Origin of the sequence: Kitasatospora sp. LaBMicrA B282 (assembly GCF_050325825.1) — a bacterium.
GTDB lineage: Bacteria > Actinomycetota > Actinomycetes > Streptomycetales > Streptomycetaceae > Kitasatospora.
Map to the genome: position 1 here is coordinate 1 of NZ_JBNQTI010000108.1, position 24,529 is coordinate 24,529.

The following is a 24,529-nucleotide window of genomic DNA, read 5'->3' on the forward strand; positions in this document are numbered from 1 at the left end:
CCGCCCGCGCCACATCGATGTCCAGATCCTCCCCCACCCCCCCCCCACCCCCTCCCCCCCCCCCCCCCCCCCCCGGGTCCCCCCCCCCCCCGGTTGCGGCCGGCTGTGCTGCAGCAGGTGAACGGCCGGTCGACGACCGGCGGCCCGATCGTGCAGGTGGCAGCGACGCCTGACTGAACGTCGTGCGGGGATCCCGGGTGCATTGCGGAGATTTCGCGGTGGCCCAGAACCCCCAAGGGGGGCCTGCCAGTTCGTCAGGTAGTCTCCGTCGGACTTTCTCCAAGGCCCAGGGGCGGGGGTCTCATGGGCGTGGTTCTTGATGATGAGGTGTACACACCCATGCGTCGTTCACTCGCCCTGGCCGCTGCCGCCGGAACCGCGGTCTCCGCCGTGCTGCTGACCGCGGCACCCGCGGCGTTCGCCGCGGCCCCGGAGATGTTCGGTTCCGGCAGCCCCTCGGCGTCGGCCTCGCCCACCACGGCACCGGTCCCGGTGACCGCCGAGCCCGGGCTCGACGTCCACGGGCTGCCGCACTGCGTCACGGCCGGCGACCAGCCGACCGAGTTCAGCGTGGACCTGAAGAACACCACCGGCCAGGACCTGGTCTTCTACCCGGCGGTGGCGGTCAACGACCAGGCCGGCGACTTCGACGTGGCCAAGCAGCTGCTCGACTACCAGCGCTACCACCAGGACTGGCAGCACAGCACGGTCCCGACCTACCTGCCGTCGGTCCGGCTGCTCGGGCCGCTGGACGACAACGGGGAGCCGGCGGCGGCCGGGCTGATCTTCGTCAAGGCGGGCAAGTCGGTCTCGATCAAGATCCGGCTGGGGCTGCCGGCGGACAACCCGCTCGGGTCGGCGATGGCGCAGTTCATCGCCTACTGGGCGCCGGTGGACGGCGACCAGCAGCCCACCCAGGCGGGTGAGCTGTCGTACAGCGAGCCGTCCTTCTTCTGCGTCTGCCCGCCGCACGGTGGCGGTCCGAGCCACAGCCCGAGCCCGTCGGCCAGTGCCTCGGCCTCGACCTCGGCCAGCGCCAGTGCGTCCGCGAGCGCCAGCGCGTCCGCCTCGCCGAGCACCTCGGCCTCGCCGTCCGCCTCCGCCAGTGCCTCGGCCAGCGCGTCGGCGAGCGCCTCCGCGTCGGCGAGTGCGAGTGCGAGCGCTTCCGCAAGCGCCAGCCCGAGCCACAGCCCGAGCGCCTCCACCTCCGCGAGCCACAGCCACACCCCCTCGGCCTCCCCGACCACCTCGGCCCCGGCGGCGCCCGCCACCGGCACCGACACGCCGGTGACCCCGTTCCCGGTCCAGCCGCCCAAGCCGGTCACCGTGCCGGTCCCGGCCGGTGCCGTGCAGCAGGCGCAGTCCCAGGCGGCGGCGGACGAGAAGAGCCTGGCCTTCACCGGTGGCGGCAGCGACGCCGCGCCGATCGCGATCGCCGGTGCGACGGTGCTCGCCGCCGGTGTCGGCACCCTGGTGGTGCTGCGCCGGCGCAAGGGCGGGGCGCGGCACGCCTGACCCCGGGAGCCCGGCTGAGCTGGGTGATCACCGAACGGGCCGGTCCACAACCCGCCCCCGGGCGGGTCGGACAGCGGTCCGGCCCGCCCGGGGGCGGGTTGTGGGACCGGCCACAGCCGGTCGCGCAGCCGGTCGGCTGTTCGCATTGATCGCATAGGATGTCCGGCCGAGGGGGCCGGCCGGGGAAGAGGAACAGAGGTGCGTGGAGCCAGCGCGGACAAGGGCGCGAAGGATTACGGGTCGGACACCGGCCGGATCGCGTTCCTGCCTGTCCGCAGACACCACCTGTTGTTGTTCGCCTGGACCGTCATCTGGTTCCTGATCGTCCAGCCGAGCGGTGGCGTCTCCTGGCACTACCTGCGCCAGGGCGAGCAGCTGCTCTTCGCGCCCGGCAGCCAGGACGGCGGGCTCTCGCTCTACGCGCACCACCCGGAGCTGCAGATCGGGCCGGTCAGCCTGGCCGCGGCCCGGATCTTCGCGCCCTTCCCGCCGCACCTGGGCCAGGTGCTGGCCGAGGCGACGATGTCGATGCTCGGCCTGATCATGCTGGTGCTGGCCGGCCGCACGGCCGCCTGGTACTACCGCGGCACCGGCACCAACCACCGCCGGCTCCAGCAGCGGATCCTGATCGCGGGTCTGGCCTTCATCCCGATGTGGGTCGAGGTCTCGGTCCGGTTCGCGCACATGGACGACGTGCTCGCGCTCTTCTTCACCATGCTCGCGGTGCACGCGCTGGCCCGGAACAAGCCGGTCGCGCTGGGCATCTACCTGGCCCTGGCGGTCGACTCCAAGCCCTGGGCGATCTCCTTCGTCGTGCTGATCCTGGCGCTGCCCAAGCAGGACTGGAAGCGCTCCTTCCTCTGGTGCTTCGGCCTGATCGCCATCGCCTGGCTGCCGTTCTACCTGGGCAACCTGGGCTCGATGGCGGCCGCCAAGTTCACCATCCCGAACCAGCCCGCCTCCTCGCTGCGCTGGCTCGGCGTCTCCGACCCGTCCACCCCGGTCTGGGACCGGCCGGCCCAGTTCGCCATCGGGATGGGCCTGGGCGCGCTGGCGGTGCGGCGCGGGCGCTGGCCGGCCGTGGTGCTGGTCGGCGCGAACGCCCGGATCCTGCTCGACCCGAGCGTCTACACCTACTACACGGCCTCGATCCTGCTGGGCACCCTGCTCTGGGACGCGGTCGGCCAGCGCCGCCTGGTGCCCTGGTGGAGCTGGATCGCCTTCGTCACGCTCTACGGCGGCACGCTGGTGGTCCCGAGCGACTCGGCGCGCGGGTTCATCCGGCTGGCCTTCGTGGTGGTCTCCACCGCGTACGTGCTGCTCTGGCCCACCAAGAAGCCGCGGCGGGGCCGCGGTGGCGGGCAGGGCGGCGCGGGGCGCGGCAACGGCGGCGGACGGCGGGCCAAGGGCCGGGGCAACGTGCCGCGGCAGCAGACCGGCAGCGAGGTGCGCACCCCGGCGGCGATGCACGGCTGACGCCGGTCAGGCCGGCTCGGGCCGTACGGTCCGCTCCACGGTCTGCGCCACGGTCCGTTCCGCCACCCGCTCCGCCCCCTGCTCCGGCAGCCCGCCGCGGGCCACCACCCGGCTGCCGCCCGACCCGTCGCCGGTGCCGTCCGGCGGCCCGTCACCACGTCGCCCGCCCGGGCCGAAGAGCAGCCGGACCAGCCCCAGCCCGATCGCCGAGCCGAGCAGCTGGGCCAGCAGGAAACCGGGGACCGAGGCCGGCGCGATCCCGGTGTACCCGGCGTTCAGCGCCCGGCCGACGGTGAGTGCGGGGTTGGCGAAGCAGCCCGAGGCGGTGGCCCAGATCCCGGCCGCGATCCAGCCCGCCACCGCCGCCGGCGCGTAGCGCTGCCGCCCCGCGCGGCCCAGTCCGAAGGCGACCAGCAGCAGCACCGCGGTCGCCACCACCTCGCCGGTCCACTGCGCGGGGCCGGTCCGCGCCTGGTGGGCGAAGCCCAGCGTGCTCCGGTCGAACATCAGCCCGGCCAGCACCGCCCCGCCACCGGCGCCGACCAGCTGCCCGACGGCGTAGCCGAGCACCTCCCGGCCGGGCAGCGCCTGCGCGGTGCCCCGGTTGGTCCACCAGAGCCCGGCGGTGACCAGCGGGTTCAGGTGCGCCCCGGAGACCGGCCCGAGGAGCGCCAGCAGCACCCCGAGCGCGCAGACCGAGGCGAGGGTGTTGGTCAGCAGCTGGACGCCGCCGTCCTGGCTGAGCACCGCGGCCTGCAGGCCGGAGCCGATCACGGCGAGCGAGAGAATGCCTGTGCCCACGGCCTCGGCGGCCACCCGGCGGCCGAGGGAGGGAGTCCCGAGGATCATGACACCATGGTCCGGTCTGTATGCGGACGGTGACAACGGGTGTCCTGATGGCGGTATCTCCAGCCTCGCGGTCGTCCGTTCGACGTCCGGTCAGCGGGTCCTACGAGACCGGTCAGGCGCGCTGCCCACCGGCGCCGGCGAAGGTGCGCCGGTAGGTGGTGGGCGAGGTGCGCATGGTCCGCCCGAAGTGGTGCCGGTAGGTCGCTGCGCTCTCGAAGCCGACCGCCGCGGCGATCTCCTCCACCGTCCCGTCCAGCGCCTCCAGCAGCGGCAGGCTGGCCGCGATCCGCTGCGCGATCACCCAGCGCATCGGGCTGGTCCCGTTGCGCGCGGTGAAGTGCCGCAGGTAGGAGCGCTCGGACATGTGGGCCGCCCGGGCCAGCAGGGCCACCGTCAGCGGCGCCGTCAGGTGGTCGAGCGCCCACTGCATGCTCTGCGCGACCCCGTCCGCCGCCTCGGCCACCGGGGCGACCGCGGCCTCGATGAACTGCGCCTGCCCGCCCTCCCGGTGCGGCGGCACCACGAACCGGCGGGCCACCGTGTTGGCCACCCGGGCGCCGTGGTCCCGGCGCACCAGGTGCAGGCAGAGGTCGATGCCGGCCGCGCTGCCCGCGCTGGTGAGCAGGTCGCCGTGGTCCACGTAGAGCACGTCCGGGTTGACCCGGACCTGCGGGTGGCGCTGCTTCAGCAACTCGGCGTACCGCCAGTGGGTGGTGGCCTCCCGCCCGTCCAGCAGCCCGGCCGCGGCCAGTGCGAAGGCGCCCGAGCAGATCGACACGATCCGGGCGCCGCGCTCGTGCGCCGTGCGCAGCGCGGCCACCAGCTCCGGCGACACCGTGCCGCCGAAGGCGTTCGCCACCCCCACCACGATCACCGTGTCGGCGGCCGCCAGCTCGTCCAGCCCGTGCCGGGCGACCAGCTCGAACCCGCCCACCGCGGCCAGCGGCCGCCCCGGCTCGTCGGCGCAGACCTTCAGGTCGTACCAGGGCGCCGAGAGCAGCCCCGCGAGCTCCGGCCGGGCCAGCCCGAAGACCTCCACCACCACGCCCAGCTCGAACGGCGCCATCCCGTCGAAGGCGTACACGGCGACCGTGTGCACCGGCTCGGGCCGGCGCCCGATCGCCACGTCCACCGCCCGCGGCCCGCGCTGCTCGATCGTCCGCCCGGTCATCCGTCCCCCTGCGTCCGCCGTGAGGCTTTTGGTGAGTGTACTGACGCCCGCCCGGCCCGGCCGGACCGGGAACGCGGCGGACCGGGGCCGACCGGGGCCGACCGAAGCTGCCGCAAAACGATCGGCACCGGCCGGTGGCCGGTGCCGATCGGGTCGGGGCGCGGTCGGTCAGCCCGTCAGCGAGGCCATCCAGGCCTCGACCTCGTCGGCCTGCCGGGGCAGCGCGGCCGAGAGGTTCTCGTTGCCGTCGGCGGTGACCAGGATGTCGTCCTCGATCCGGACGCCGATGCCGCGGTACTCCTCGGGGACCGTCAGGTCGTCGGCCTGGAAGTACAGGCCGGGCTCGACGGTCAGGCACATGCCCGGCTCCAGCGGCGCGTCCACGTAGGACTCGCGGCGGGCGTGGGCGCAGTCGTGCACGTCGAGGCCGAGCATGTGACCGGTGCCGTGCAGGGTCCAGCGGCGCTGCAGGCCGAGCTCCAGCACCTTCTCCACGTCGTAGACCGAGGCGTCCAGCAGGCCCCAGGCGAGCAGGTGCTCGGCCAGCACGCGCTGCGCGGCGTCGTGGAAGTCGCGGAACTTCCCACCCGGCTTGACCGCCGCGATACCGGCCTCCTGGGCGGCGTACACGGCGTCGTAGATCTTGCGCTGCAGCGGCGAGAAGGTGCCGTTGATCGGCAGCGTGCGGGTGACGTCGGCGGTGTAGAGGGTGGCGGTCTCCACGCCGGCGTCCAGCAGCAGCAGCTCGCCCGGGCGGACGTCGCCGTCGTTGCGGACCCAGTGCAGGGTGGTGGCGTGCGGGCCGGCCGCGGCGATCGAGCCGTAGCCCACGTCGTTGCCCTCGACCCGGGCGCGGCGCCAGAAGGTGCCCTCGATCCAGCGCTCGGAGGTGGCCACCGCCTGGCCCAGCTCGCGCACCACGTCGGTGAAGCCCTTGACGGTGGCGTCGCAGGCGGCGCGCAGCTGCCCGACCTCCCACGCGTCCTTGACCAGGCGCAGGCCGCTGAGGAAGACCTTCAGCTCGTCGTCGCCCTCCTCGGTGCTGGTGACCGCGGCCTCCAGGCCGGCGTCGTAGCCGCGCACGATCCGGGTGCGCACCGCGGTGTCGGCGGCGGCCAGCTCCTCGGCGGCCTTGCGCACGTCGCGGGCCGGCAGGCCGAGCAGCTGCTCGGCCTCGGTCAGGCTGTGCCGGCGGCCGACCCAGAGCTCGCCCTGGCCGTCCAGCCAGAACTCGCCGTTCTCCCGGTCGGAGCGCGGCAGCAGGTAGAGGTACTGGTCGTGGCCGCCCGCGGCGCGCGGCTCCAGGACCAGCGCGGCGTCCTCGGTCTGGTTGCCGGTCAGGTGCACGTACTCGCTGGCGGCGCGGAAGGAGTACTCGGTGTCGTTGGCGCGGGTGCGCAGGTTGCCCGCCGGGATCACCAGGCGCTCGCCGGGGAAGGCGGCGGAGAGCGCGGCGCGCCGGGCGGCGGCGTGGCCGGCCTGCTCGATCGGCGCCAGCCCGTGCAGCTCGGTGTCGGCCCAGCCGGACTTCATCGACGCGGCCAGCTCGTCGGAGACCTCGCCGTACAGGCCGTTCTTACGCCCCTTGGTCGGCTGTTCCGCCGACTCCTCCGGGCTCTGGGCCCCCTCGGGGTTGTCCGCCGCTGCCGGGGTGCGGTCCTCGGTCACGCTCGTCGCCTCCTTGCGAGTCACCAGGCCGCCCCTGGCACGTCGGGTCACGACACCTGGTGGGCGGCTTCGGGTCCCATGGTACGGATCACCGTCCGATCAACCGTTCGGGAGGGGCCGGGCCGCCCGGCCCCGGCCTTCCGCAACGAGCCCCCGGCCTGCTGCGACAAGCCCCCGGCGTTCCGCGACAAGCCCCGAGCGTTCTGCGACCAGCTCAGTCGAACCGCGCCGCCAGCAGCACCAGGTCGTCGGTGGCCTCGCCGTCCGGCTCGGTGCAGGTGTCGAGCAGGTGCGCGCAGAGCTGGTCCGGGTCGTGCCGCACCGAGCGCGGGGCGTCCGCGGCGGCCTTGCGCAGCCGGGCCTGCCCGGCGTGCAGGGTCGGGCCGCAGCGGCGGGCCAGGCCCTCGGTGTAGAGCAGCAGCAGGTCGCCGCGCTCGGCGTTGAGCTCCACGCCGGGCGCCTCCCAGCAGCTGAGCATGCCGAGCGGGGCGGAGAGCGAGGTCTCCACGAAGTTGGCGCCGTAGCGGGTGACCAGCAGCGGCGGGCAGTGGCCCGCACCGGCCAGCGCGATCCGGCGCTCCTCGGGGTCGAGGCAGGCGTAGACGGCGGTGGCGGTGCGGGCCGGCTCGCAGGACTTGAGCAGCAGCTCCAGGTCGCCGAGCACGGCGACCGGGTCCTCGCCCTCCAGCACCGCGTAGGCGCGCAGCGCGGCCCGCAGCCGGCCCATCGCGGTGGCCGCCCCGGTGGCGGAGGCGGGGCCGGCGCCGGGGCCGTCGCCGGAGACCGAGCCGACGGTCAGGCCGAGCGAGCCGTCCGGCAGCGCGATCGCGTCGTACCAGTCGCTGCCGGCCGAGCGGTCCAGGTCGGCCGGCACCCAGCGGGCGGCCAGCCGCAGGCCGGACAGGTAGGGCAGGTGGTCCGGCAGCAGGCCGCGGCGCAGCGCCTCGGTGGCCCGCCGGCTGCGCTCGGCGGCCAGCCGGCCGGCCAGCAGCGGGGCCGCGAACTCGACGTAGCGGTGGGCCAACTCCTGTTGCAGATCGGTCGGTTGACCGGCACTCGGGAAGAACCAGACGACGGCGGCGAGCGGGCCGTCCTCGGCGGTGGCCAGCGGCAGCGCGAAGCAGGCGGCCAGGCCGAGGGTGGCGGCCACCTCGCGGAAGCGCGGGTCCACCGCGGGGTCGGCGGCCAGGTCGGCGTTCAGCAGCCGGTGCGGGCGCCCGGTGGTGCGCAGCAGGCCGGCGAACGGGCCGTGGTCGACCGGGACGGTCTCCAGCGCGCCGATCGCGGCGTGGTCCAGGGCCAGGCCGACCATCGGGCCGTGGCCGGCGTGGTCCTGCCAGCCGCTGCCGGCCGGGCCGTGCACGGCGGCGTCCGCGCTCTGGTCCGCGCCGCCGGGGTCGAGCGGCGGGTGCGGCTCGGCGTGGTGGCCGGCCACCGGGACCAGCAGCGCCCGGTGCGCGCCGAGCAGTTCGGCGCCGGAGCCGAGCAGGGTGGTCATGGTGGCGGCCAGGTCGCGGGCCCGGGCGAGCCGCTCGGTGTGCCGTTGGAGCAGCTCCAGGGCGGCGAGGCGGGCCTCCGGCGGCAGCCGGTCCAGCGTGCCGGTGGCTCCGACGGGCTCCGGGGGGCGCCCGCCGCTGTCGGCAACCTCCCTGGCGCCGCGCAGATCTGAGGCTCCGTCAGGTCTCTCCCCGGTGGTGCCGTCACGCGGCTCGCCGGTGCGCGGTGGCGCCGGCTCGCCGCCGGTGGGCTGGGGGAGGTCGAGCAGCGTGGCCAGGCGGCCGGGCGCCGGTTGCGGGCCCTCGCCGCCGCCGGGGCTCTCGGCCGGTTCCGGTGAGCTCCCACTTGTGCCGGCGGCGCCGGACGAACGCTTGTCACTCATGCCGCGACTCCCCGCAGTGGCCGCACGGCGCGCGGCCGTACGGTACGAAGGCCTGCCAAACCACTCCAATGCCCCACTTCTACACAGGTCGGTCGGTACGTGTCCAGAATCGGGACCCCGCCGGATGGCTGGTTCTGCGGAACCGGGCCCGCGCGGGGCGGGAGCGGGCCCGCGCTCCGGGCGCGCCGCGGGGACCCCGGGGCTTCGGCCGCCGCTGCCGTGCGTGGCGGCGGCGGTCAGCGGGCAGAAGCAGTGCAGGGGTTGCCGGACCCTGCCCGGAGCGTAGGGATCCCCCCACCCGGCAACCGGGCTGACCAGAAGTCACTCACTCGTACGGTGGAACCAGTGGCCGCTGCCCGGCGTCCCACCCGTCGCATGAGGGATTCTCGTGCCAGTGGCGCACCCAGGCCTGCCCCGGTCGCCTTCCGGCGCGCACGACGCCGAGCACCTCCCGCGGCTCCCCGGCCGCGACAGCTGTTGAGCCAGTCGCCAGCACCCCCTGCCAGACGATCCGAGTCGATGGTTGCCGAGCCGGTTGCGGAGAGGAACGAGTGCCCATGCGTGATGCGCGGGAGTTGTCCACCAGGCACCGCGGGACCCGGCGGGTGCTGCTCCAGGCGGCGCTGACCTGCGCCGAGCGCTGGCGCTGGCCGGTGCTGCCGGGCGCGGTGCTGCTCGAGCGGGCGGACGGGCGGGGGCCGGCCGGTCGCGGTCCGTGCTGCTCCTGCGGCGAGCCGGGCTGCCCGGTCCCGGGCGCGCACCCGCACGAGCTGGCCCTGCTGGCGGCCACCACCGATGCCCGGATGGTGCGCTGGTGGTGGGAGCGGCACTGCCCGCAGGCGCCGGTGCTGGTGCCGACCGGGCAGGCGGTGGCGGCGGTCAGCGTGCCGGCCGCGGTGGGCGGGCGGCTGCTGGCCTACCTGGCGGCGCTGCGGATCGGCACCGGGCCGGTGCTGGCCGGGCCGACCCGCTGGGCGCTGCTCGTCGCGCCGTACGGGTACCCGGAGTTGGCCGAGCTGCTGGCCGAGCAGGAGCGGACGCTGTGCCCCGGCGGCGGTCCCGGCCGGGTGCCGAGCTCGGTGCGCTTCCACGGGCCGGGCGGGTACCTGGTGCTGCCGCCGTCCTGGGTCGGCCGGGCGCCGGGCGCACCCGGCGGGGCGGCGGGGGCCCAGCTGCGCTGGGTGCGGCGGCCGGTGCCGGGGCCGGGCGGCGGGGTGTGGCTGCCGCCGGTGGCGGGGCTGCTGGAGGCGCTGGTGGCGGCCGGTTCGGCGGTGCCGGACGGCAGCCGACTGGCCTACTGAGGGCCGGATCGGTTGACGCGGTGTCGGGGCGGGCGCGGCGGAGACGACACGCTGCGGGCCCGCATGGAAGATCCGGCCGCTGGCGACGGGGGATGCACCAGCGGCCGGACTGTTTTAAACAGTAACAAGGATTTGCGCTCGCGCCAATTTCCCTGGCGGGCGAGGTGGAGAGAATCCCCGGTCAGCCGGGTCGGATGTGACCGGAGTCACGCTCTGGCGGTCGGCTCCGGTCACCATCCGACAGCTTCGGTCAGTTCAGGGTGACCTGACGGCTCACCAGGTTGGCGCGGGCGCGGCGCTCCTCCGCGGTCAGGGGCGCGGGGGCCGCCAGCGCGCCGGCCAGCCGCTCGGCGAAGGCCGCCGCCGGCTTCTCGCAGTCGGCCGCCGTCATCTCGACCGGCAGGTCCCAGACCGGCACGGTCAGCCCGTGCGCGCGGAACGAGCCGACCAGCTTGGTGCCCTCGCCCAGCGAGGCCTCGCCGACGGCCGAGAGCCGGGCCAGCGCGTCCAGCAGGGTCTCCTCGGGCACCGTCATCACCCAGCGCAGGTGGTTCTTGTCCGGGGTGCCGCACCAGTAGGCGCTGGGGACCGAGGCGATCTTCTCGGTCGGGATGGCCGAGGCGTTGGCCCGCTCCAGCGAGGCGGCCACCTCGCCGGTGGCGGCCTCGGCGTCCTCCAGCCAGAACTCGAACCCGCTGTGCACGGCCGGGACGAACGGCGCGGCGAGGTCCAGCAGGTCCTGCAGGCGCGGGCCGTCGGCGGCCGCCCGGCGGGTCGGCACCGGGTTGCCGGGCTCGGTGACCAGCGCTTCGGTGAGCGCGTCGGCCAGGTCGCGGCTCAGGTCGCCGGAGGAGGACTGGGTCTGCAGCCCGAGCAGGATCGAGCCGTCGGGACGGCGCAGCGCCGGCCAGGCCAGCGGCAGCACGGTGGCCAGGGTGACCGAGGGGACCTCGCCCGTGGCGCCGTCGGCCACCCCCGCGGCCAGCGTCAGCGGCACGGTGGCGGCGGGCACCAGCTCGCGCAGTGCCACCCAGTCGGCCTCGCCGGGCAGGCCCTCGAACGGGCGGTGCACCAGCTCCTGGACGGCGTGCGCGGCCTGGCGGCCGTGGCAGGCCTTGTAGCGGCGGCCGGAACCGCACGGGCAGTCCTCGCGGGCGCCGACGACGGGGACGGCGCCGTCCGCGACGGCGGCGCGGTTGGGCTGGGACGACTTCTTGGCGGCCTTCTTGGCCATGGTGCGGCTCTCCCGGGAGTGGTGGGCACTGTTCCGGGGCAGCCTACTGAGAATCGGGTCGCCGGCCCGCCGGGCCGAGCGGCGGGGACCGGGTCGCCCCCGAGCCGAGCGGCGCGGGTCGGGTGGCCTCAGGCCGAGCGGCGGACCGGCTCGCCGACCCGGGCCGGCAGCGCCGCCCAGACGGTCACCTCGCCGGGCGCGTCCCGCACGCCCCAGTCCACCGCCAGCTGGTCCACGATGCTCAGCCCGCGCCCGCCCTTCGCGGTGAGCGAGGGGGAGGCCGGCACCGGCCGGGTGGCGGCGCCGCCGTCGGTGACCTCCAGGGTGAGCAGGCCGTCGCTGTGCACCTGCCAGCGCACCAGCACGCCACCGGGCTGGTCCGCCGGGTGCTCGGTGCGGTGCTCGGCCGGGCTGTCGCGGCGGTGCTCGGCCGCGCGCTCGGCTCCGGCCCGCTCGGCCCCGGCCGGCCCGGGTCGGTGCCCGGCCCGGCGGTGCGTCCCGGCGGCGACCAGGTGCGGGCTCGCGGCGCCGGATTCCGCCCGTTCCGCCGGCGCCAAATCCGTCGGGCGAACCGGAATTCCCTCGTGCGCCCCCCCGGCGAGTTCGGGCGCCAGATCGGGCAATGGAGCGAGCGGCCGCGCATAGCGGCAGGAATTGCTGAGCAGTTCGGAAAGGATCAGAACCGCGTCGTCGATGACGGCAGCGGGCACCTTCCGGTCGCCCAGATCACGCCGCAGCCGGCGCCGGGCGGCCCCGACACTGGCCGGACCGTGCGGCACCGCCATGGTCGATGAAGTCGGCACTTCGCGCGCCACCATCAACGCCACCCCCGGACCTCCTTCAGCGTTTGCCGTGGGATGGATGCCCCGGGGGAATGTGCCGGAAACGGGTTGGGCCGCTCGTGGTCCGTCAATTGTGAAGTCCGCGGAGTGACCCGCAACACGCTGTGCGCAAAAGGTGATTAGCTGCTCACGCTGTGTCAGTCGGGGGAGCGGAATCCGTCCGCCGGGGCCACCGGGTGGCGCGTTCACGCGCCCGCGTACGCCCGATTCACCGGCCCAGCTGGTCCAGGACCGCGCGCGGGCGGTTGGTGATGATCGCCTCCACCCCGAGCTCCAGGCAGAGCGTCACGTCCGCCGGCTCGTCCACCGTCCAGACGTGCACCCGGTGCCCGGCGGCCCGCAGGCTCCGGATCAAGTCCGGCCTGCGGCGGACCAGTTCGATCCCGGGGCCGGCGATCACCGCACCGGCCGGCAGGCCCGCGCCCGGCCACAGCTTGAGCAGCGACGGGTGCTCGAAGAGGAAGACCCGGGGGAACTCCGGCGCCTGGGTGCGCAGCCGCCCCAGCGCCGTGCCGGAGAAGCTCATCAGCCGGGCGTGCGGCCGCCGCTCGTCGCCCTGGTCGCCGCAGGCCGCGCCGCCGATCCCGAACCGGCGCAGCATCCGCACCAGCTCGGCCTCCACGGCGCCCCGGTAGCGCACCGGGTGCTTGGTCTCGATCGCCAGGTCCACCCGGCGCCCGCAGTCCGCGACCAGCTCCAGCAGCGACTCCAGGGTCAGCACCGAGCGCCGCTCGGGATCGTCCTGCGCCCCCGCACCCCGGGCGCCGTCGGCCGCCGGCTTCCAGGACCCGAAGTCGTACGCCTGCAGCTCGGCCAGGGTGAGCGTGGAGACCACCCGGCGCCCGCCGTCCGAGACCCGGGCGATGGTCCGGTCGTGGACGCAGACCAGTTGCCGGTCCCGGGTCAGCCGGACGTCGCACTCGACCGCGTCGGCCCCCTCGGCCAGCGCCCGGCGGTAGGCCGCCAGGGTGTGCTCGGGCAGGGCCGCGGAGGAGCCGCGGTGGGCGACCACCTGCACCGCCCGCGCGGCGCGGGCGGGGTCGGCGGCGAACAGGTCGGGAGTCGTCACACCACGAACCCTACGGCGTGCCGGTGCGGCGGACGCGGCGAGTCCCCCCGTCGGAGGTGGCCGGCGGGGGGACTCGTCGTCGCAGCTCAGGCGCCTGCGGGCGGCCGGACGGGCCGCCGCGGCGGTGCTACTCGGCGACCGGTGCGGGCTCCGTCAGCCGGTTCAGGCCGAGCGTCACCAGGCCGGCGACCAGGAAGGAGAAGACCGACGCGGAGGTCCACTGCTGCGGGGTGAAGTGCAGCCACCCCTGCAGGTGGGTCCAGCCGCGGGTCCAGGCCCCGGCGTTCTGGGTCGGCTCCAGGAACTGGTAGGCGGCGAAGCCCAGCGCCCACGGCAGCAGCATCAGCGGCCGGGCCGGGGCCTGCTGCGACAGGTCCCAGCCGCGCCGGCCGCGCCCCAGGAAGAAGTCGGCGGCCAGCACCGCGAGCAGCGGCACGAAGACCGAGCCGATCAGGCCGAGGAAGGCGTAGTAGGCGTTGGTGAACTCGGTGATCCGCAGCGCCGCCACGGTGACCAGCACCCCGATCCCGCCGGTCAGCACCCGCCGGTCCACCCGCGGGAAGAGGTTGTGCACCGACATCGCGGTCGAGTAGACGTTGGCGAACGACTGGTCCGCCTCGCGCAGCACCAGCACCAGCAGGAAGGCCCAGCCGGCGGCCACGCCGGAGAAGGACTTCAGCAGGTTGTCCGAGTTGCCGCCGGACTGGAGCAGCGCGATCAGACCGAGCAGGTAGCACCAGATCTGGGCGATGGTGTAGCCGGAGAAGGTCCCCCAGAAGGAGGCCCGCCCGGTGCGCGAGTGGCGGGTGTAGTCGGCGGCCAGCGGCACGAAGGAGATCGAGACGGCGACCACCGCGTCGGTGGCGCTGAGCACGCCCTTCCAGTTCCCGGCCCCCGGGTTCGGCCAGCCCTGCCGGCCGAGCTGCACGGTGAAGTAGACCATCGCCACGCCCACCGCGATCGCCACGTACTTGCGCAGCGCCGCGATCGAGCCCAGCGGCCAGATGGTGAGCGCCGTGGTCAGCAGACCCGCCAGCACCACGAAGAGCCAGCGCCAGCCCTGGGTGCCGGCCACCGTCTGGGCCCCCGAGGCGATCACCATCAGCTCGAAGACGCCCCAGCCGATGCACTGCAGGATGTTCAGCACGGTCGGCAGGTAGGAGAGCCGGGTGCCGAACAGCCCGCGCAGCACCGCCATGGCCGGCGCGCCGGTGCGGGCGCCGACCAGCGCGGCCAGGCCGAGCATCGCGGTGCCGATCACCGTGCCGCCCACCGTCGCGGTCATCGCGGCGGTGAAGGAGAGCTCGCTGCCGGGCTGGCCCAGCACGGTGGCGGCGCTGGTGAACCCGATCAGACTGATACCGAGGTTGCCCCAGAGCGCGAACTGGTCCTTGAAACCCAGGGTGCGCGGCGGGGCGGTGTCCAGCACCAGCGGCGCCTCGGCCCGGTCGGCGACCGGGCGGTCCAGCAGGGCGGTGCCCGTCCCGGAGGAGTCCGCCGGGGCGGAATTCCCCGGGTTCTTCGAGGAGGAGGCAGGGGAAGGCGAAGCAGCCGTCATGGCCAGGGCTCCCTACGCCGGCATTACCCGGACAGGTTCCGGCGGTCAGCGCTCCCTCGACCGCACCGGCGTCAGCCCGATGGCGTACGGTCGATCAGCGCACTCTCAGCCTGGCAGGTCCAAGCTCCCGCGTGTCGTACAGGAAGCGACAGGGTAGCCCGGAGCATGGATTCCGCCAAGGCGAGCAGCGGCGCCGTCCGCAATGCGGGACGCCGTCGGGGGAGGCCGTTCGGGTGTCGCGAGCAGGGCGAACGGGGGCCGTTGGCTCCGCGTGAGGATTCTTAAGAGTTCTTCAGGCGGTCCCTTACGGCAACCAGATCGGCCATGGGAAAAACTAGGGGCCTCAAGTCCCTGTCAGCGTGATGGAGGTCGTCCGTGAGCACCGAGCACGAGAGTGGTTCCACCGAGCCGCAGGGGGAGCAGCTCTCCAGCGGTCACGGTGAGCCGGGGGGGACTCCGGCGGACGGTGCCGCTCCGCACGGGAGCGAGCCGACCCTGGCCTTCAGCAAGGTCCCGGCCCCCGAGCCGACGCCCCGGCCGACGTTCGAGCCGGCCCCGGAGCCCGCCGCTCCGGCCGCGCCCGGCTACCTGGACGCCCCGCCGCCGTTCGCGCCGGGCCCGCCGCCGGCCGCCGAGCCGCCGGTCAACCCCTACGCGACGACCCCGCCGCCCGCCGCTCCGGTGGCGGGCGGCACGCCGATCACCGCCGGCGTGCCGGCCGGCCCGGGTGCCGGGGAGCACCCGTTCGGCACCGGGGAGCACTCGTTCGGCGCCGGTGTCCCGCTCGCCGACGGCTGGGCCCAGCACGGTGCCCCGGGCCTGCCCGGCGCCGAGGGCGCGGCCCACTACCCGTACGGCCCGCTGCCCGCGCCGAAGCGGAAGGGCAAGGGCGGGCTGGTCGCGCTGATCGCCGCCGTCGCCCTGGTGGCCGGCGTGGTCGGCGGCCTGGCCGGTGCGGCGATCAAGGGCGACGGCGGCTCCGGGAACGGCGGCGGCACCGTGCGCACCAGCACCACGGTGAGCACCAGCAACAACACCGCCGCGCTCAACCGGGCTCCCGACTCGGTGGCCGGCATCGCCAACAACGCGCTGCCCAGCACCGTGACGATCAAGGCCGAGGGCAGCAGCGAGTCCGGCACCGGCACCGGGTTCATCTTCGACACCCAGGGCCACATCCTGACCAACAACCACGTGGTCGCCCCGGCGAAGAGCGGCGGCAAGCTGACCGTCAAGTTCTCCGACGGCAACTCCTACCCGGCCTCGGTGATCGGCGCCGCCCAGGGCTACGACATCGCGGTGATCAAGCTGGACGCCCAGCCGAGCGAGAAGCTCAACCCGCTGCCGCTGGGCAACTCCGACCAGGTCGCGGTCGGTGACGTGGCGATCGCCATCGGCGCCCCGTACGACCTGGAGAGCACCGTCACCTCCGGCATCATCAGCGCCAAGAACCGGCCGGTGCAGTCGGGCGAGCAGAACAGCACCCAGACCTCGTACATGAACGCGCTGCAGACCGACGCCTCGATCAACCCGGGCAACTCCGGCGGCCCGCTGCTCAACGCCAGCGGCCAGGTGATCGGCATCAACTCGGCGATCCAGTCCAACAACACCAGCGGCACCGGTCAGGCCGGCAGCATCGGCCTCGGCTTCGCGATCCCGATCAACCAGGCCGGCCGGGTGGCCCAGATGCTGATCAGCAGCGGGACCCCCACCTACCCGACCCTCGGCGTGCTGCGGAACACCGACTACAACGGTGACGGCGCGCAGATCATGACCAGCCCGATGGGCAGCACCGCGCCGGTCACCCCGGGCGGCCCGGCCGACCAGGCCGGCCTGAAGCCCGGCGACGTGATCACCAAGCTCGGCGGCGAGATCATCGACAACGACGCCGACCTGGTGAGCGCGATCTGGACGCACGCCCCCGGCGACAAGGTGGACGTCGACTACACCCGCAACGGCACCCCCGGCCACACCACCGTCACCCTGGGCAGCCGGGTCGGCGACACCGCGCAGTGACGCTGCCGCCCGGCGCACCGTGACGGTGCCGCCGGGCGCCCCCGGTGACCCCGCTGCCCCGACCGCAGTGGGGTCACCGGAAACCGGTGCCCCGCACCCCCGTGGACCCGTTAGGCTGGCCTCCGCCTGGAGAGCTGCCCGAGCGGCCTAAGGGAACAGTCTTGAAAACTGTCGTGCGGTGACCCCGTACCGTGGGTTCGAATCCCACGCTCTCCGCCGTGACCGGCCCCTGACCTGCGGCGCAGGTCGGGGGCCGGATCGTTGTGCGATCTTCAGCTGGTCTTCAGCTGGGCCTGGCAGGGTGACCCCCATGACGACTGCTCAACTCCGGCCGAGCGAGCCGGTCGCCTCCGCGGGCCGCCTGCTGAGCAAGGTGCCCGAGGTCACGGCGCTCTTCTGGATCACCAAGGTGCTCACCACGGGCATGGGCGAGGACGCTTCGGACTTCCTGGTCCGGACGCTGAACCCGATCCCCGCGGTCGGGCTGGGCGGGCTGCTGCTGGCAGCCGCGCTCACCGTGCAGTTCCGCGCCAAGCGGTACGTCCCGTGGGTGTACTGGCTGGCGGTGACCATGGTGAGCGTCTTCGGGACGATGGCGGCCGACGTGCTGCACGTCGGCTTCGGGGTGCCCTACGTGGTCTCCGCGCCGGGCTTCCTGGTGGCGCTGCTGGTGATCTTCGCCTGGTGGCGGGTGAGCGAGGGCACCCTCTCGATCCACAGCGTGCACACCCCCAAGCGGGAGTTCTTCTACTGGGCGGCCGTGCTGGCCACCTTCGCGCTGGGCACCGCGGTGGGCGACATGACCGCGAGCACGGTGGGCCTGGGCTACTTCTCCTCCGGCGTGGTGTTCACGGTGGCGATCGCGCTGCCCGCCCTCGCGCACCGGTTCTTCAAGCTCGACGCGGTGCTCGCCTTCTGGCTGGCCTACATCCTGACCCGGCCGCTGGGCGCCTCGTACGCCGACTGGATGGGCGCCGAGCGCAGCCACCACGGGCTCGGCTGGGGCTTCGGCCCGGTCAGCCTGGTGCTCACCGTGCTGATCGCCGCGCTGGTCGCGGTGCTGACCGTGCAGGGCTCGCGGGGCGGGCAACGCCGCCACCGGGGCTGACCGGAACCCGCCTGACGTTCGGTCGTACGCGGCCGACGATCCGACAGACTGGCCTCCTCCGACGAGAGGGGCGCCAAGTGAGCGAGCTGATCGACCGCCTGCGGGCCGGGTTGCCGGCGGAGGCGGTGGTGGTGGACCCGGCGGTGACCGCCGCCTACCGGCACGACACGGCCGGGTTCTGCGCCGCCGGGCAACCGGCGGCGCTGGTCTTTCCGCGCACCGTCGAGGAGGTCCGGCACGTTCTGCGCACGGCCACCGGGCTGCGGGTGCCGGTGGTGCCGCAGGGGGCCAGGACCGGGCTCTCCGGCGGGGCGAACGCGGTGGCCGGCTGCATCCTGCTGTCGCTGCTGAAGATGGACCGGATCCTGGAACTGGACCCGGTGAACCGGATCGCCGTGGTCGAGCCCGGGGTGGTGAACGCCGCGCTGTCCCGGGCCGCCGAGGCGCACGGGCTGGCCTACCCGCCGGACCCGTCCAGCTGGGAGTCCTGCACGATCGGCGGCAACATCGGCACCGGCGCCGGCGGGCTGTGCTGCGTCAAGTACGGGGTGACCAGCGAGTACGTGCTCGGCCTGGACGTGGTGCTGGCCGACGGGCGGCTGCTGCGCACCGGGCGGCGCACCGCCAAGGGGGTGGCCGGCTACGACCTGACCCGGCTCTTCGTGGGCTCCGAGGGCACCCTGGGCGTGGTGGTCGGCGCGGTGCTGGCGCTGCGGCCGGCGCCCGCCCCGCAGCTGGCGCTGGTCGCCGAGTTCGGCAGTACCGGTGCGGCCTGCGCGGCCGTGAACGCGGTGACCGAGGCCGGCTTCACCCCGTCGCTGATGGAGCTGATGGACTCGGTGATGGTCCGGGCGGTCAACCGGTACGGGAACATGGGGCTGCCGGAGAGCACCGCGGCGCTGCTGATGGTGGCCTTCGACGGGCCGGAGCGGCTCCGGGAGCTGGCGGCGGTCGCCGAGCTGTGCACCGCCGCGGGGGCCACCGAGGTGGTGCCGGCCGAGGACCAGGCCGAGTCGGAGCTGCTGCTGCAGGCCCGACGGCTGGCGCTGACCGCGATGGACGCGCTGGGCACCACGATGGTGGACGACGTGGCCGTGCCGCGGTCCCGGATGGCCGAGATGCTGGCCGGGGTGGCCGCGATCGGCGAGCGTTGCGGGCTGACCATCGGCGTCTGCTGCCACGCCGGGGACGGCAACACCCATCCGATCGTCGTCTTCGACGCCGGGGACCCGGAGCAGGTGGCCCGGGCGAAGGACTCCTTCGAGCAGATCATGGCGCTCGGCCTGGAACTGGGCGGAACCATCACCGGCGAGCACGGCGTCGGGCTGCTCAAGCGGGAATGGCTGGCGCGGGAGCTGGGGCCGGTCGGACTGGAGCTGCAAAAGCAGATGAAAGGATTGTTCGATCCGCTGGGAATCCTCAATCCCGGCAAGCTGTTCTGAGCCATTCCCGGGGTGGCGCGAGGGGGGTGGCGCGGCCTGGGCAGGCGGTACCGGTGATTCCGCTCGGGTGCGCGGTGGCCGAAGACCGACCAGTGGATATCGGCTTCCGCGCGTCCATGGTTTAGCGTCCCGGGGTCACGCGATCGAGCGAATTGCCTGGTGAGGACTGGCGATCGGGCCGCCGGTCGCGGAATCTTGATCTCGGCGTCGCAGCCCGCAGGAGCTCGTCTGGCCGCGAACTCCCGCAGCAATCAGTTCACTTCCGGTCTTCTGGAGGATTCCCATGGCTCGCAACCGCACCGCCCGGGTGGTCGTCGCACTGGCCGCCGCACCACTGGCAGCAGGCCTGCTGCTGGCCGGTGCCGGCGCTGCCTTCGCGGACAACGTGGCCGGCTCCAACGACGGTTCCAACAGCAGCGTCGTCTCCAACCTGGGCAGCGGCAACGTCTTCGGCTCGGTGGACGGCAACTACAACTGGACCCAGCAGACCGCGACCGGCAACGGCGCGTCGAACCAGAACAACACCCTCGGGGTGAAGGACAACTCGGGCTGGGTCTACGCCGACCAGGCCAACAAGGGCGTGAAGATCGACTTCGCGCCGATCGCCAAGTAACCCTTCCCACCGGGGAGTAGCCGCCGCCCTCCCGGCCTCCGGCCGGGCGGCGCGCCACGGCTGAGCGAACTCCCCGGCTCCGCAGGCCTCCCCGGCCGTGCAGTGCGCAGACCAGTTGGGCGGCGGAAAGGGTCACCGCAGCTCCGGGTCGATGGGCGGTGCCGATCACGGCACCGCCCATCCGCACGTCGGGGCGCGGTCGGCCGTGGCGCGCCGCCGCCGGTCAGGACCGTGACCCTCCCAACCCCCTGTCGTGGCGCTCTCCCCCTGCTCCACCCGGGTGGATTCGAGGTGCGGGAGCGGCGCGTCCGCCCCAGGCTCGGCCGACGAGCCGTCAGTCGGGGTCAGCATCGGGGGATGGTCCGCTACCTGCGTCCGGCGGCGATCTCGGCCGCCGCCCTCGTCCTGCTGCTGGCCACCGACCAAAGCGCCGGCCGGGGCGTCCCGCTCGCCTACGCCGAGACGGCCAACCGCACCCCGGTGGCCGGCCCGCCCAAGGTCCTCGGTCACCGGCTCTTCCCGCCCGGGCCGATCGTGCTGCCCGGGCTGCCCGCGCTGCCGGCCGCGCCCGCAGCTCCCGTGCCGCCCGCCGCGCCGGTCCCACCCGCGGCCCCGCAGCTGCCCGCCCTGAGCCCCGCCTCGCCGAGCCCCACCCCGGCGCCGGCCCCGCCCGCCGGGGTGACGGTGCTGCCGGACCCGGGCGCCGCCCAGCTGGCCGCCGGCCCGCGCACCGTCTTCACCGGCAGCGGCTTCGACGCCTGCACCGCCCCGTCGTTGGACGTGATGCGGGCCTGGCACGGCGCCTCGCCGTACGGCTCGGTCGGCATCTACACCAGCGGCCGGCAGCGGGCCTGCGCCCAGACCGCCCTGACCGCGGACTGGGTGCGCCAGGTGCGGGCGCTGGGCTGGCGGCTGGTGCCGACCCACGTCGGGCTACAGGCGCCGTGCAGCATGGCGGCGAACAAGCCGCAGCGGATCGACCCGGCGAACGCGGTCGACCAGGGCCGGCAGGAGGCGGCCGAGGCGGTGCGCGGCGCCCAGCAGGTCGGCATCGGCCCCGGCAGCCCGGTCTACCTCGACATGGAGGCCTACCAGTCGGATGACGCCGGCTGCTCCAAGGCGGTCATCGACTTCACCGTCGGCTGGACCCTGGGCCTGCACCAGGCGGGCTACTTCTCCGGGTTCTACTCCAGCCTCGACTCCGGGATCGGCGACCTGGCGGCGGCCCAGCGGGCTGGGGCCGCACCGATGCCGGACGCCGTCTGGTACGCCCGCTGGGACAGCAGCCCGAGCCTGGACGGCGCCGGGGTGCTGGGTGACGACCAGTGGGCCGCGCACCGCCGCTCCCACCAGCTGCACGGGCCGGTGGAGGAGAGCTACGGGGGCGCCCAGCTGACCATCGACCGGGACCAACTGGACACCCTGGTGGCCACCGCCGTCGCCCCCAGGGCGCGGCGGTAGCTCCTGGCGTTCCCGGGGCACCCCCTAGAGCTCCGGGAAGAGCACCCGCCCGACCATCCGGGTGTCCAGGTACTCGCGGACCGCGGCGATCCGGCCGTCCCGCACCGTGAAGATCCCCAGGCACCGGTTGTCGTAGCGCCCGCCGCCCTTCGCGGTGCCCAGCGCGGTCCACTCGGCGATCACCCGGTCGCCGTCGGCGAGCAGGCCGGTCAGCGTCACCCGCGGGGCGCCGTCGGGGGCGAAGTAGGCGCCGGCGCCGACCAGGAAGTCGTCGACGATGGCGTCCCGGCCGGTCCAGGTCCGGCTCAGCGGCAGGTCGCCGGGGTACTCCCAGGTGGCGTCCGGGGTGAAGCTGTCCCGGATGGCGGCCAGGTCGCCGTCGATGACGGCCTGGACGTAGCGGGCCACGATCTCCTTGGGGGTGGCGGCGGCAGCGATGGTGCTGGTGGTGCTGGTGGTGCTGGTCATGGCGGTCGTTCCTTCCGATGGTCGGATCTGATGGTCGATCATGCCGGTGCTCCGTCAGGCGACGGTCAGCACCGCGTTGCCGCGGATCCGGCGCTCGCGCAGCTCGTCCAGTACCTGTGGGGTCTCGGCCCAGTCCCGCACGGTGCCCAGCTCCGGGTGCAGCCGGCCCTCGGCGGTCAGCCGCACCAGGGTGGCCAGGTCCGCGCCGTCCGGCTCGTCCACGTCGGCGTAGCTGAACTGCCGGATGGTCGCGCTGACCGGGCCGGACAGGATGTCGAAGAAGTTCAGCTCCACCGGCTGCCGGCTGGCCTGCCCGAACCAGAGCAGCAGCCCGCGCGGCGCCAGCCGGGCCAGCGCCAGCGGCAGCGCGGTGCCGCCGGTGGACTCCAGCACCAGGTCGAACGGCCCGGTGGCGTCGGCCACCTGGTGCACCACCTCGGCGGCGCCCAGTTCGCGCAGCCGGGCGCCGCGCTCGGCCGAGGCGGTCACCACGGTGAGCCGGGCGCCCGCGGCGGCGGCCAGTTCGGTGACGTAGTGCCCCACCCCGCCGGAGGCGCCGGTGAGCAGGATCCGGCGGCCCGCCAGGTGGCCGGTGTGCCGGGCGGCGGTGCGCAGCAGGCGCAGCGCGGTCAGGCCGGCCAGCGGCAGTGCGGCGGCCTGCACGGCGCTCACCCGGTCCGGCAGCGGGGCCAGCGCGCCGGTCGGCACCGCGACGTACTCGGCCCACCCGGCGGCCGGCGGGTGGGCCACCACCCGCCGGCCGACCGCCGGCCCGGAGCCGTCCGGGGCGGCCTGCACCACCAGCCCGGCCACGTCCTTGCCGGGCCGCCAGTCGGCCGGCGGCCGCTCCAGCACGAAGGTCTCGCCGCGGTTGACCGAGTAGGCCTCGACCTTGATCAGGGCCTGGTCGGCCCGTTGGACCGGTTCGGCCACCGCGGCCTGCCGGACCGTGGGGCCGACCGCGGCGGGGGTCCCGGTGGGCACGAATGCCTTCATCTGCTCGCTCCTTCGGCGTCCTGGCGGTCTGCCCGCCCGGTCCTCGCGTCCGGTCCTCCCGGGCGGTGATCACAGCCAACCGCGACCGGGGTGCGGGCGGCCAACAACTCCTCAAGAGCCTTGACAACCAACGGTTGTCGTCGATGATGGCGATCGTGGATCTCGACCTCGCCCAGGTGCGCGCCTTCGTCGCGGCCGCCGAGCACCGGCACTTCGGCCGGGCCGCCCAGGAGCTGTCGCTCACCCAGCAGGCGCTCTCCAAGCGGATCGCCCGGCTGGAGGACCGGCTCGGCGAGCGGCTGCTGGAGCGCGATCCGCGGGGCGTGGCGCCGACCGCGGCGGGCGAGCGCCTCCTGGCGCCGGCCCGGGCGCTGCTCGCGGCCGGGGACACGGCGGTGGCCGCGGTCCGGCAGTCGGTGCGGCCGCTGCGGCTGGACGTCTGGGGCCACCTGTTCGCACCGCTGCGGACGGTCCGTCAGGTGGTCGGCGAGCAGCTGTCGTCGAGCGTCGAGATCGGTCACGGCCGCGACCTGCCCGCGGTGGCCGGCGCGCTGCTGCGGGCCGAGACCGACGCCGGCTTCGGCCGTCACCACGCGCTGGGCGACGGCCGCGACGAGGCGCTGGCGCACCGGCTGGTCCGGCTGGAGCCGGTGGACGTGGTGCTCGGCCCCGACCACCCGCTGGCCGCTGCCGACGCGCTGCGGCCGGACCAACTGCGCGGCGGGCGGCTGCTGGTGCCGGCCGCGTTGGAGCGGCTGGAGTTCCTGCGGCAGTTCGCCGAGCGGTTCGGGCTGGGCGGGGCGCTGGTGCCGGAGGCCAATCTCGGGGCCGAGTCCTTCCTGGCCCACCTGCGGCAGACCTCCGACGGGTTCACCGTGCTGCCCGCGGACCTGCCGCTGCCGGACGGCGCGGCCGCCGCCGGCCTGCGCTCGGTGCCGTTGGTCGAGCCGACCCCGTTGTACGCCTGGTCGCTGGTCTGGCCGCGGCACGGCGCCCACCCGGCGATCCCGGAGCTGCTGCGGGCCTTCGCCGAAGCCGGCCGCCGGCACCGCTGGCTGGAGTACCGCCCGGAGCGCGACTGGCTCCCGGAGGCGGAACGGGCGGCGCTGGCCGCCGAGGGGTGAGCCGGCCGGCGGGGGCGGTCGGGTGGGCTGCGGCAGGCCGGTCGGGCGGGTTCCGGCAGGCCGGTCGGGCGGGTTCCGGCGGGCCGGACACGGGGTCGGGGGAGGCCGGTCAGGCGGGTCCGAGGAGGCCGGTCAGGTACTGCTCGGCCTCGGCCCGGAGTTCGTCCCGGCCCGGTGCGCGGTCCTGGCCGGCGCCGGCCACGGAGTAGAAGAGCACGCCCTCGCACCAGCGGATCAGGGCCCCGGCGTGCTGCTGCGGTGCCGGCGAGCCGGCGAAGGTCAGCAACTGCGCGGCCTGGACGAGGAAGTCGGCGCCCAGGCGGTCGTAGACGGCGCGCAGTTCGGGGCGGCGGGTGGCCTCCAGGGCGAGTTCGAAGCGGGCCAGGGTGAGGGTGCGCCCCGGGCCGAGGGCCTGTTCCAGGGCGTGGGCCAGCAACGCGGCCAGCGCCGCCCGCGGGCTGCTGCCGGGCGCGGGCCAGGCGGCCGCGGCGGTCGGCGGCCCACCGGGCAGCATCGCCTGCGTCTCCAGCTCGGTGATCCGGTCCAGGGTGGCCGCGAGCAGCGCGGCCCGGCTGCGGGCGTGGTTGGAGGTGGTGCCGGGCGGCAGGCCGGCCGCCTCGTCCACGGCGCGGTGGGTGAGCCCGCGGGAGCCCCGCTCGGCGAGCAGGGCGATGGCGGTGTCGGCGATCAGGGCGGCGCGCGGCGAACTCATGTCCCCGATCATGCCGTCCCAAGACGGCTT

General features: G+C 74.9%; 20 protein-coding genes and 1 tRNA gene. 10 read left to right on the top strand and 11 right to left on the bottom strand.

What is annotated here, in order from left to right; all coding sequences use genetic code 11:
* Nucleotides 1-339 precede the first annotated feature (339 nt).
* Both ACQRUO_RS25960 and ACQRUO_RS25965 read left to right on the top strand, forming a co-directional pair.
* On the top strand, nucleotides 340-1,515 hold the full coding sequence (locus ACQRUO_RS25960; RefSeq protein WP_428318480.1) for a hypothetical protein: 1,176 nt from the start codon (nucleotides 340-342) through the stop codon (nucleotides 1,513-1,515).
* A 198-nt stretch (nucleotides 1,516-1,713) separates the two neighbouring features.
* Nucleotides 1,714-2,991 (top strand): hypothetical protein, encoded by a 1,278-nt coding sequence (locus ACQRUO_RS25965; protein WP_428318481.1) that lies wholly within the window; start codon nucleotides 1,714-1,716, stop codon nucleotides 2,989-2,991.
* A 6-nt stretch (nucleotides 2,992-2,997) separates the two neighbouring features.
* Here ACQRUO_RS25965 and ACQRUO_RS25970 read toward each other — a convergent pair whose 3' ends face one another.
* The 4 genes from ACQRUO_RS25970 to ACQRUO_RS25985 all read right to left on the bottom strand — a co-directional run bounded on the left by ACQRUO_RS25970 (nucleotide 2,998) and on the right by ACQRUO_RS25985 (nucleotide 8,558).
* Complete coding sequence (locus ACQRUO_RS25970) at nucleotides 2,998-3,840, bottom strand: aquaporin (RefSeq protein WP_428318482.1); 843 nt, start codon at nucleotides 3,838-3,840, stop codon at nucleotides 2,998-3,000.
* 112 nt (nucleotides 3,841-3,952) lie between these two features.
* Complete coding sequence (locus tag ACQRUO_RS25975; protein ID WP_428318501.1) at nucleotides 3,953-4,939, bottom strand: helix-turn-helix domain-containing protein; 987 nt, start codon at nucleotides 4,937-4,939, stop codon at nucleotides 3,953-3,955.
* Between the two features lie 240 nt (nucleotides 4,940-5,179).
* Complete coding sequence (locus ACQRUO_RS25980; protein ID WP_428318483.1) at nucleotides 5,180-6,679, bottom strand: aminopeptidase P family protein; 1,500 nt, start codon at nucleotides 6,677-6,679, stop codon at nucleotides 5,180-5,182.
* 214 nt (nucleotides 6,680-6,893) lie between these two features.
* Nucleotides 6,894-8,558: a PP2C family protein-serine/threonine phosphatase gene (locus ACQRUO_RS25985; RefSeq protein ID WP_428318484.1), complete on the bottom strand. Its 1,665-nt coding sequence runs from the start codon at nucleotides 8,556-8,558 to the stop codon at nucleotides 6,894-6,896.
* Nucleotides 8,559-9,115: 557 nt separating this feature from the next.
* On the opposite strand from ACQRUO_RS25985, the gene ACQRUO_RS25990 reads away from it, so the two are divergent.
* Nucleotides 9,116-9,859, top strand: coding sequence for a bifunctional DNA primase/polymerase (locus ACQRUO_RS25990; RefSeq protein ID WP_428318485.1), 744 nt, complete (start codon nucleotides 9,116-9,118; stop codon nucleotides 9,857-9,859).
* A gap of 250 nt (nucleotides 9,860-10,109) precedes the next feature.
* Here the strand turns inward: ACQRUO_RS25990 and ACQRUO_RS25995 are convergent, their stop codons facing one another.
* From ACQRUO_RS25995 to ACQRUO_RS26010, 4 genes are all read right to left on the bottom strand, one after another.
* A complete protein-coding gene (locus ACQRUO_RS25995) occupies nucleotides 10,110-11,093 on the bottom strand; it encodes a DUF5926 family protein (RefSeq protein ID WP_428318486.1) in 984 nt (327 codons plus the stop codon).
* A 128-nt stretch (nucleotides 11,094-11,221) separates the two neighbouring features.
* Nucleotides 11,222-11,803, bottom strand: coding sequence for an ATP-binding protein (locus ACQRUO_RS26000; RefSeq protein ID WP_428318502.1), 582 nt, complete (start codon nucleotides 11,801-11,803; stop codon nucleotides 11,222-11,224).
* 340 nt (nucleotides 11,804-12,143) lie between these two features.
* Entirely contained in the window at nucleotides 12,144-13,004 is an 861-nt protein-coding gene (locus ACQRUO_RS26005; RefSeq protein ID WP_428318487.1) for a glycerophosphodiester phosphodiesterase family protein, read from the bottom strand.
* 127 nt (nucleotides 13,005-13,131) lie between these two features.
* Nucleotides 13,132-14,562, bottom strand: coding sequence for a purine-cytosine permease family protein (locus tag ACQRUO_RS26010; RefSeq protein ID WP_428318488.1), 1,431 nt, complete (start codon nucleotides 14,560-14,562; stop codon nucleotides 13,132-13,134).
* Nucleotides 14,563-14,937: 375 nt separating this feature from the next.
* Here ACQRUO_RS26010 and ACQRUO_RS26015 point away from each other — a divergent pair, with 375 nt between their 5' ends.
* The 6 genes from ACQRUO_RS26015 (at nucleotide 14,938) to ACQRUO_RS26040 (ending at nucleotide 21,199) form a co-directional block, all read left to right on the top strand.
* Nucleotides 14,938-16,575, top strand: a complete 1,638-nt coding sequence (locus ACQRUO_RS26015; protein ID WP_428318489.1) for a S1C family serine protease — start codon at nucleotides 14,938-14,940, stop codon at nucleotides 16,573-16,575.
* A 128-nt stretch (nucleotides 16,576-16,703) separates the two neighbouring features.
* A tRNA-Ser gene (locus ACQRUO_RS26020) sits at nucleotides 16,704-16,791 on the top strand.
* A 94-nt stretch (nucleotides 16,792-16,885) separates the two neighbouring features.
* Nucleotides 16,886-17,683 (top strand): COG4705 family protein, encoded by a 798-nt coding sequence (locus ACQRUO_RS26025; protein WP_428318490.1) that lies wholly within the window; start codon nucleotides 16,886-16,888, stop codon nucleotides 17,681-17,683.
* A gap of 77 nt (nucleotides 17,684-17,760) precedes the next feature.
* A complete protein-coding gene (locus ACQRUO_RS26030) occupies nucleotides 17,761-19,125 on the top strand; it encodes an FAD-binding oxidoreductase (RefSeq protein ID WP_428318491.1) in 1,365 nt (454 codons plus the stop codon).
* Nucleotides 19,126-19,408: 283 nt separating this feature from the next.
* The gene (locus ACQRUO_RS26035; protein ID WP_428318492.1) at nucleotides 19,409-19,738 is read left to right on the top strand and encodes a hypothetical protein; all 330 of its coding nucleotides are present in this window, start codon (nucleotides 19,409-19,411) and stop codon (nucleotides 19,736-19,738) included.
* A gap of 357 nt (nucleotides 19,739-20,095) precedes the next feature.
* Nucleotides 20,096-21,199 carry a DUF1906 domain-containing protein gene (locus ACQRUO_RS26040; RefSeq protein WP_428318493.1) on the top strand — a complete coding sequence of 368 codons (1,104 nt, stop codon included), beginning with the start codon at nucleotides 20,096-20,098 and terminating at the stop codon, nucleotides 21,197-21,199.
* A gap of 24 nt (nucleotides 21,200-21,223) precedes the next feature.
* On the opposite strand, the gene ACQRUO_RS26045 is transcribed toward ACQRUO_RS26040, so the two are convergent.
* Together ACQRUO_RS26045 and ACQRUO_RS26050 are read right to left on the bottom strand one after the other, a co-directional pair.
* Entirely contained in the window at nucleotides 21,224-21,667 is a 444-nt protein-coding gene (locus ACQRUO_RS26045) for a nuclear transport factor 2 family protein (protein WP_428318494.1), read from the bottom strand.
* 54 nt (nucleotides 21,668-21,721) lie between these two features.
* Complete coding sequence (locus ACQRUO_RS26050) at nucleotides 21,722-22,663, bottom strand: zinc-binding dehydrogenase (RefSeq protein WP_428318495.1); 942 nt, start codon at nucleotides 22,661-22,663, stop codon at nucleotides 21,722-21,724.
* Between the two features lie 143 nt (nucleotides 22,664-22,806).
* On the opposite strand from ACQRUO_RS26050, the gene ACQRUO_RS26055 reads away from it, so the two are divergent.
* The gene (locus tag ACQRUO_RS26055) at nucleotides 22,807-23,787 is read left to right on the top strand and encodes a LysR family transcriptional regulator (RefSeq protein WP_428318503.1); all 981 of its coding nucleotides are present in this window, start codon (nucleotides 22,807-22,809) and stop codon (nucleotides 23,785-23,787) included.
* A gap of 109 nt (nucleotides 23,788-23,896) precedes the next feature.
* Here the strand turns inward: ACQRUO_RS26055 and ACQRUO_RS26060 are convergent, their stop codons facing one another.
* Nucleotides 23,897-24,499, bottom strand: a complete 603-nt coding sequence (locus ACQRUO_RS26060; protein ID WP_428318496.1) for a TetR/AcrR family transcriptional regulator — start codon at nucleotides 24,497-24,499, stop codon at nucleotides 23,897-23,899.
* Nucleotides 24,500-24,529: the final 30 nt, after the last annotated feature.

What these genes read in the sequence shown, in the direction of transcription:
- ACQRUO_RS25960 (WP_428318480.1), top strand. Translation starts at nt 340, where the DNA reads ATGCGTCGTTCACTCGCCCTGGCCGCTGCCGCCGGAACCGCGGTCTCC.
- ACQRUO_RS25970 (WP_428318482.1), bottom strand. Translation starts at nt 3,840, where the DNA reads ATGATCCTCGGGACTCCCTCCCTCGGCCGCCGGGTGGCCGCCGAGGCC.
- ACQRUO_RS25985 (WP_428318484.1), bottom strand. Translation starts at nt 8,558, where the DNA reads ATGAGTGACAAGCGTTCGTCCGGCGCCGCCGGCACAAGTGGGAGCTCA.
- ACQRUO_RS25990 (WP_428318485.1), top strand. Translation starts at nt 9,116, where the DNA reads ATGCGTGATGCGCGGGAGTTGTCCACCAGGCACCGCGGGACCCGGCGG.
- ACQRUO_RS25995 (WP_428318486.1), bottom strand. Translation starts at nt 11,093, where the DNA reads ATGGCCAAGAAGGCCGCCAAGAAGTCGTCCCAGCCCAACCGCGCCGCC.
- ACQRUO_RS26010 (WP_428318488.1), bottom strand. Translation starts at nt 14,562, where the DNA reads ATGACGGCTGCTTCGCCTTCCCCTGCCTCCTCCTCGAAGAACCCGGGG.
- ACQRUO_RS26025 (WP_428318490.1), top strand. Translation starts at nt 16,886, where the DNA reads ATGACGACTGCTCAACTCCGGCCGAGCGAGCCGGTCGCCTCCGCGGGC.
- ACQRUO_RS26035 (WP_428318492.1), top strand. Translation starts at nt 19,409, where the DNA reads ATGGCTCGCAACCGCACCGCCCGGGTGGTCGTCGCACTGGCCGCCGCA.
- ACQRUO_RS26040 (WP_428318493.1), top strand. Translation starts at nt 20,096, where the DNA reads ATGGTCCGCTACCTGCGTCCGGCGGCGATCTCGGCCGCCGCCCTCGTC.
- ACQRUO_RS26045 (WP_428318494.1), bottom strand. Translation starts at nt 21,667, where the DNA reads ATGACCAGCACCACCAGCACCACCAGCACCATCGCTGCCGCCGCCACC.
- ACQRUO_RS26050 (WP_428318495.1), bottom strand. Translation starts at nt 22,663, where the DNA reads ATGAAGGCATTCGTGCCCACCGGGACCCCCGCCGCGGTCGGCCCCACG.
- ACQRUO_RS26055 (WP_428318503.1), top strand. Translation starts at nt 22,807, where the DNA reads ATGATGGCGATCGTGGATCTCGACCTCGCCCAGGTGCGCGCCTTCGTC.
- ACQRUO_RS26060 (WP_428318496.1), bottom strand. Translation starts at nt 24,499, where the DNA reads ATGAGTTCGCCGCGCGCCGCCCTGATCGCCGACACCGCCATCGCCCTG.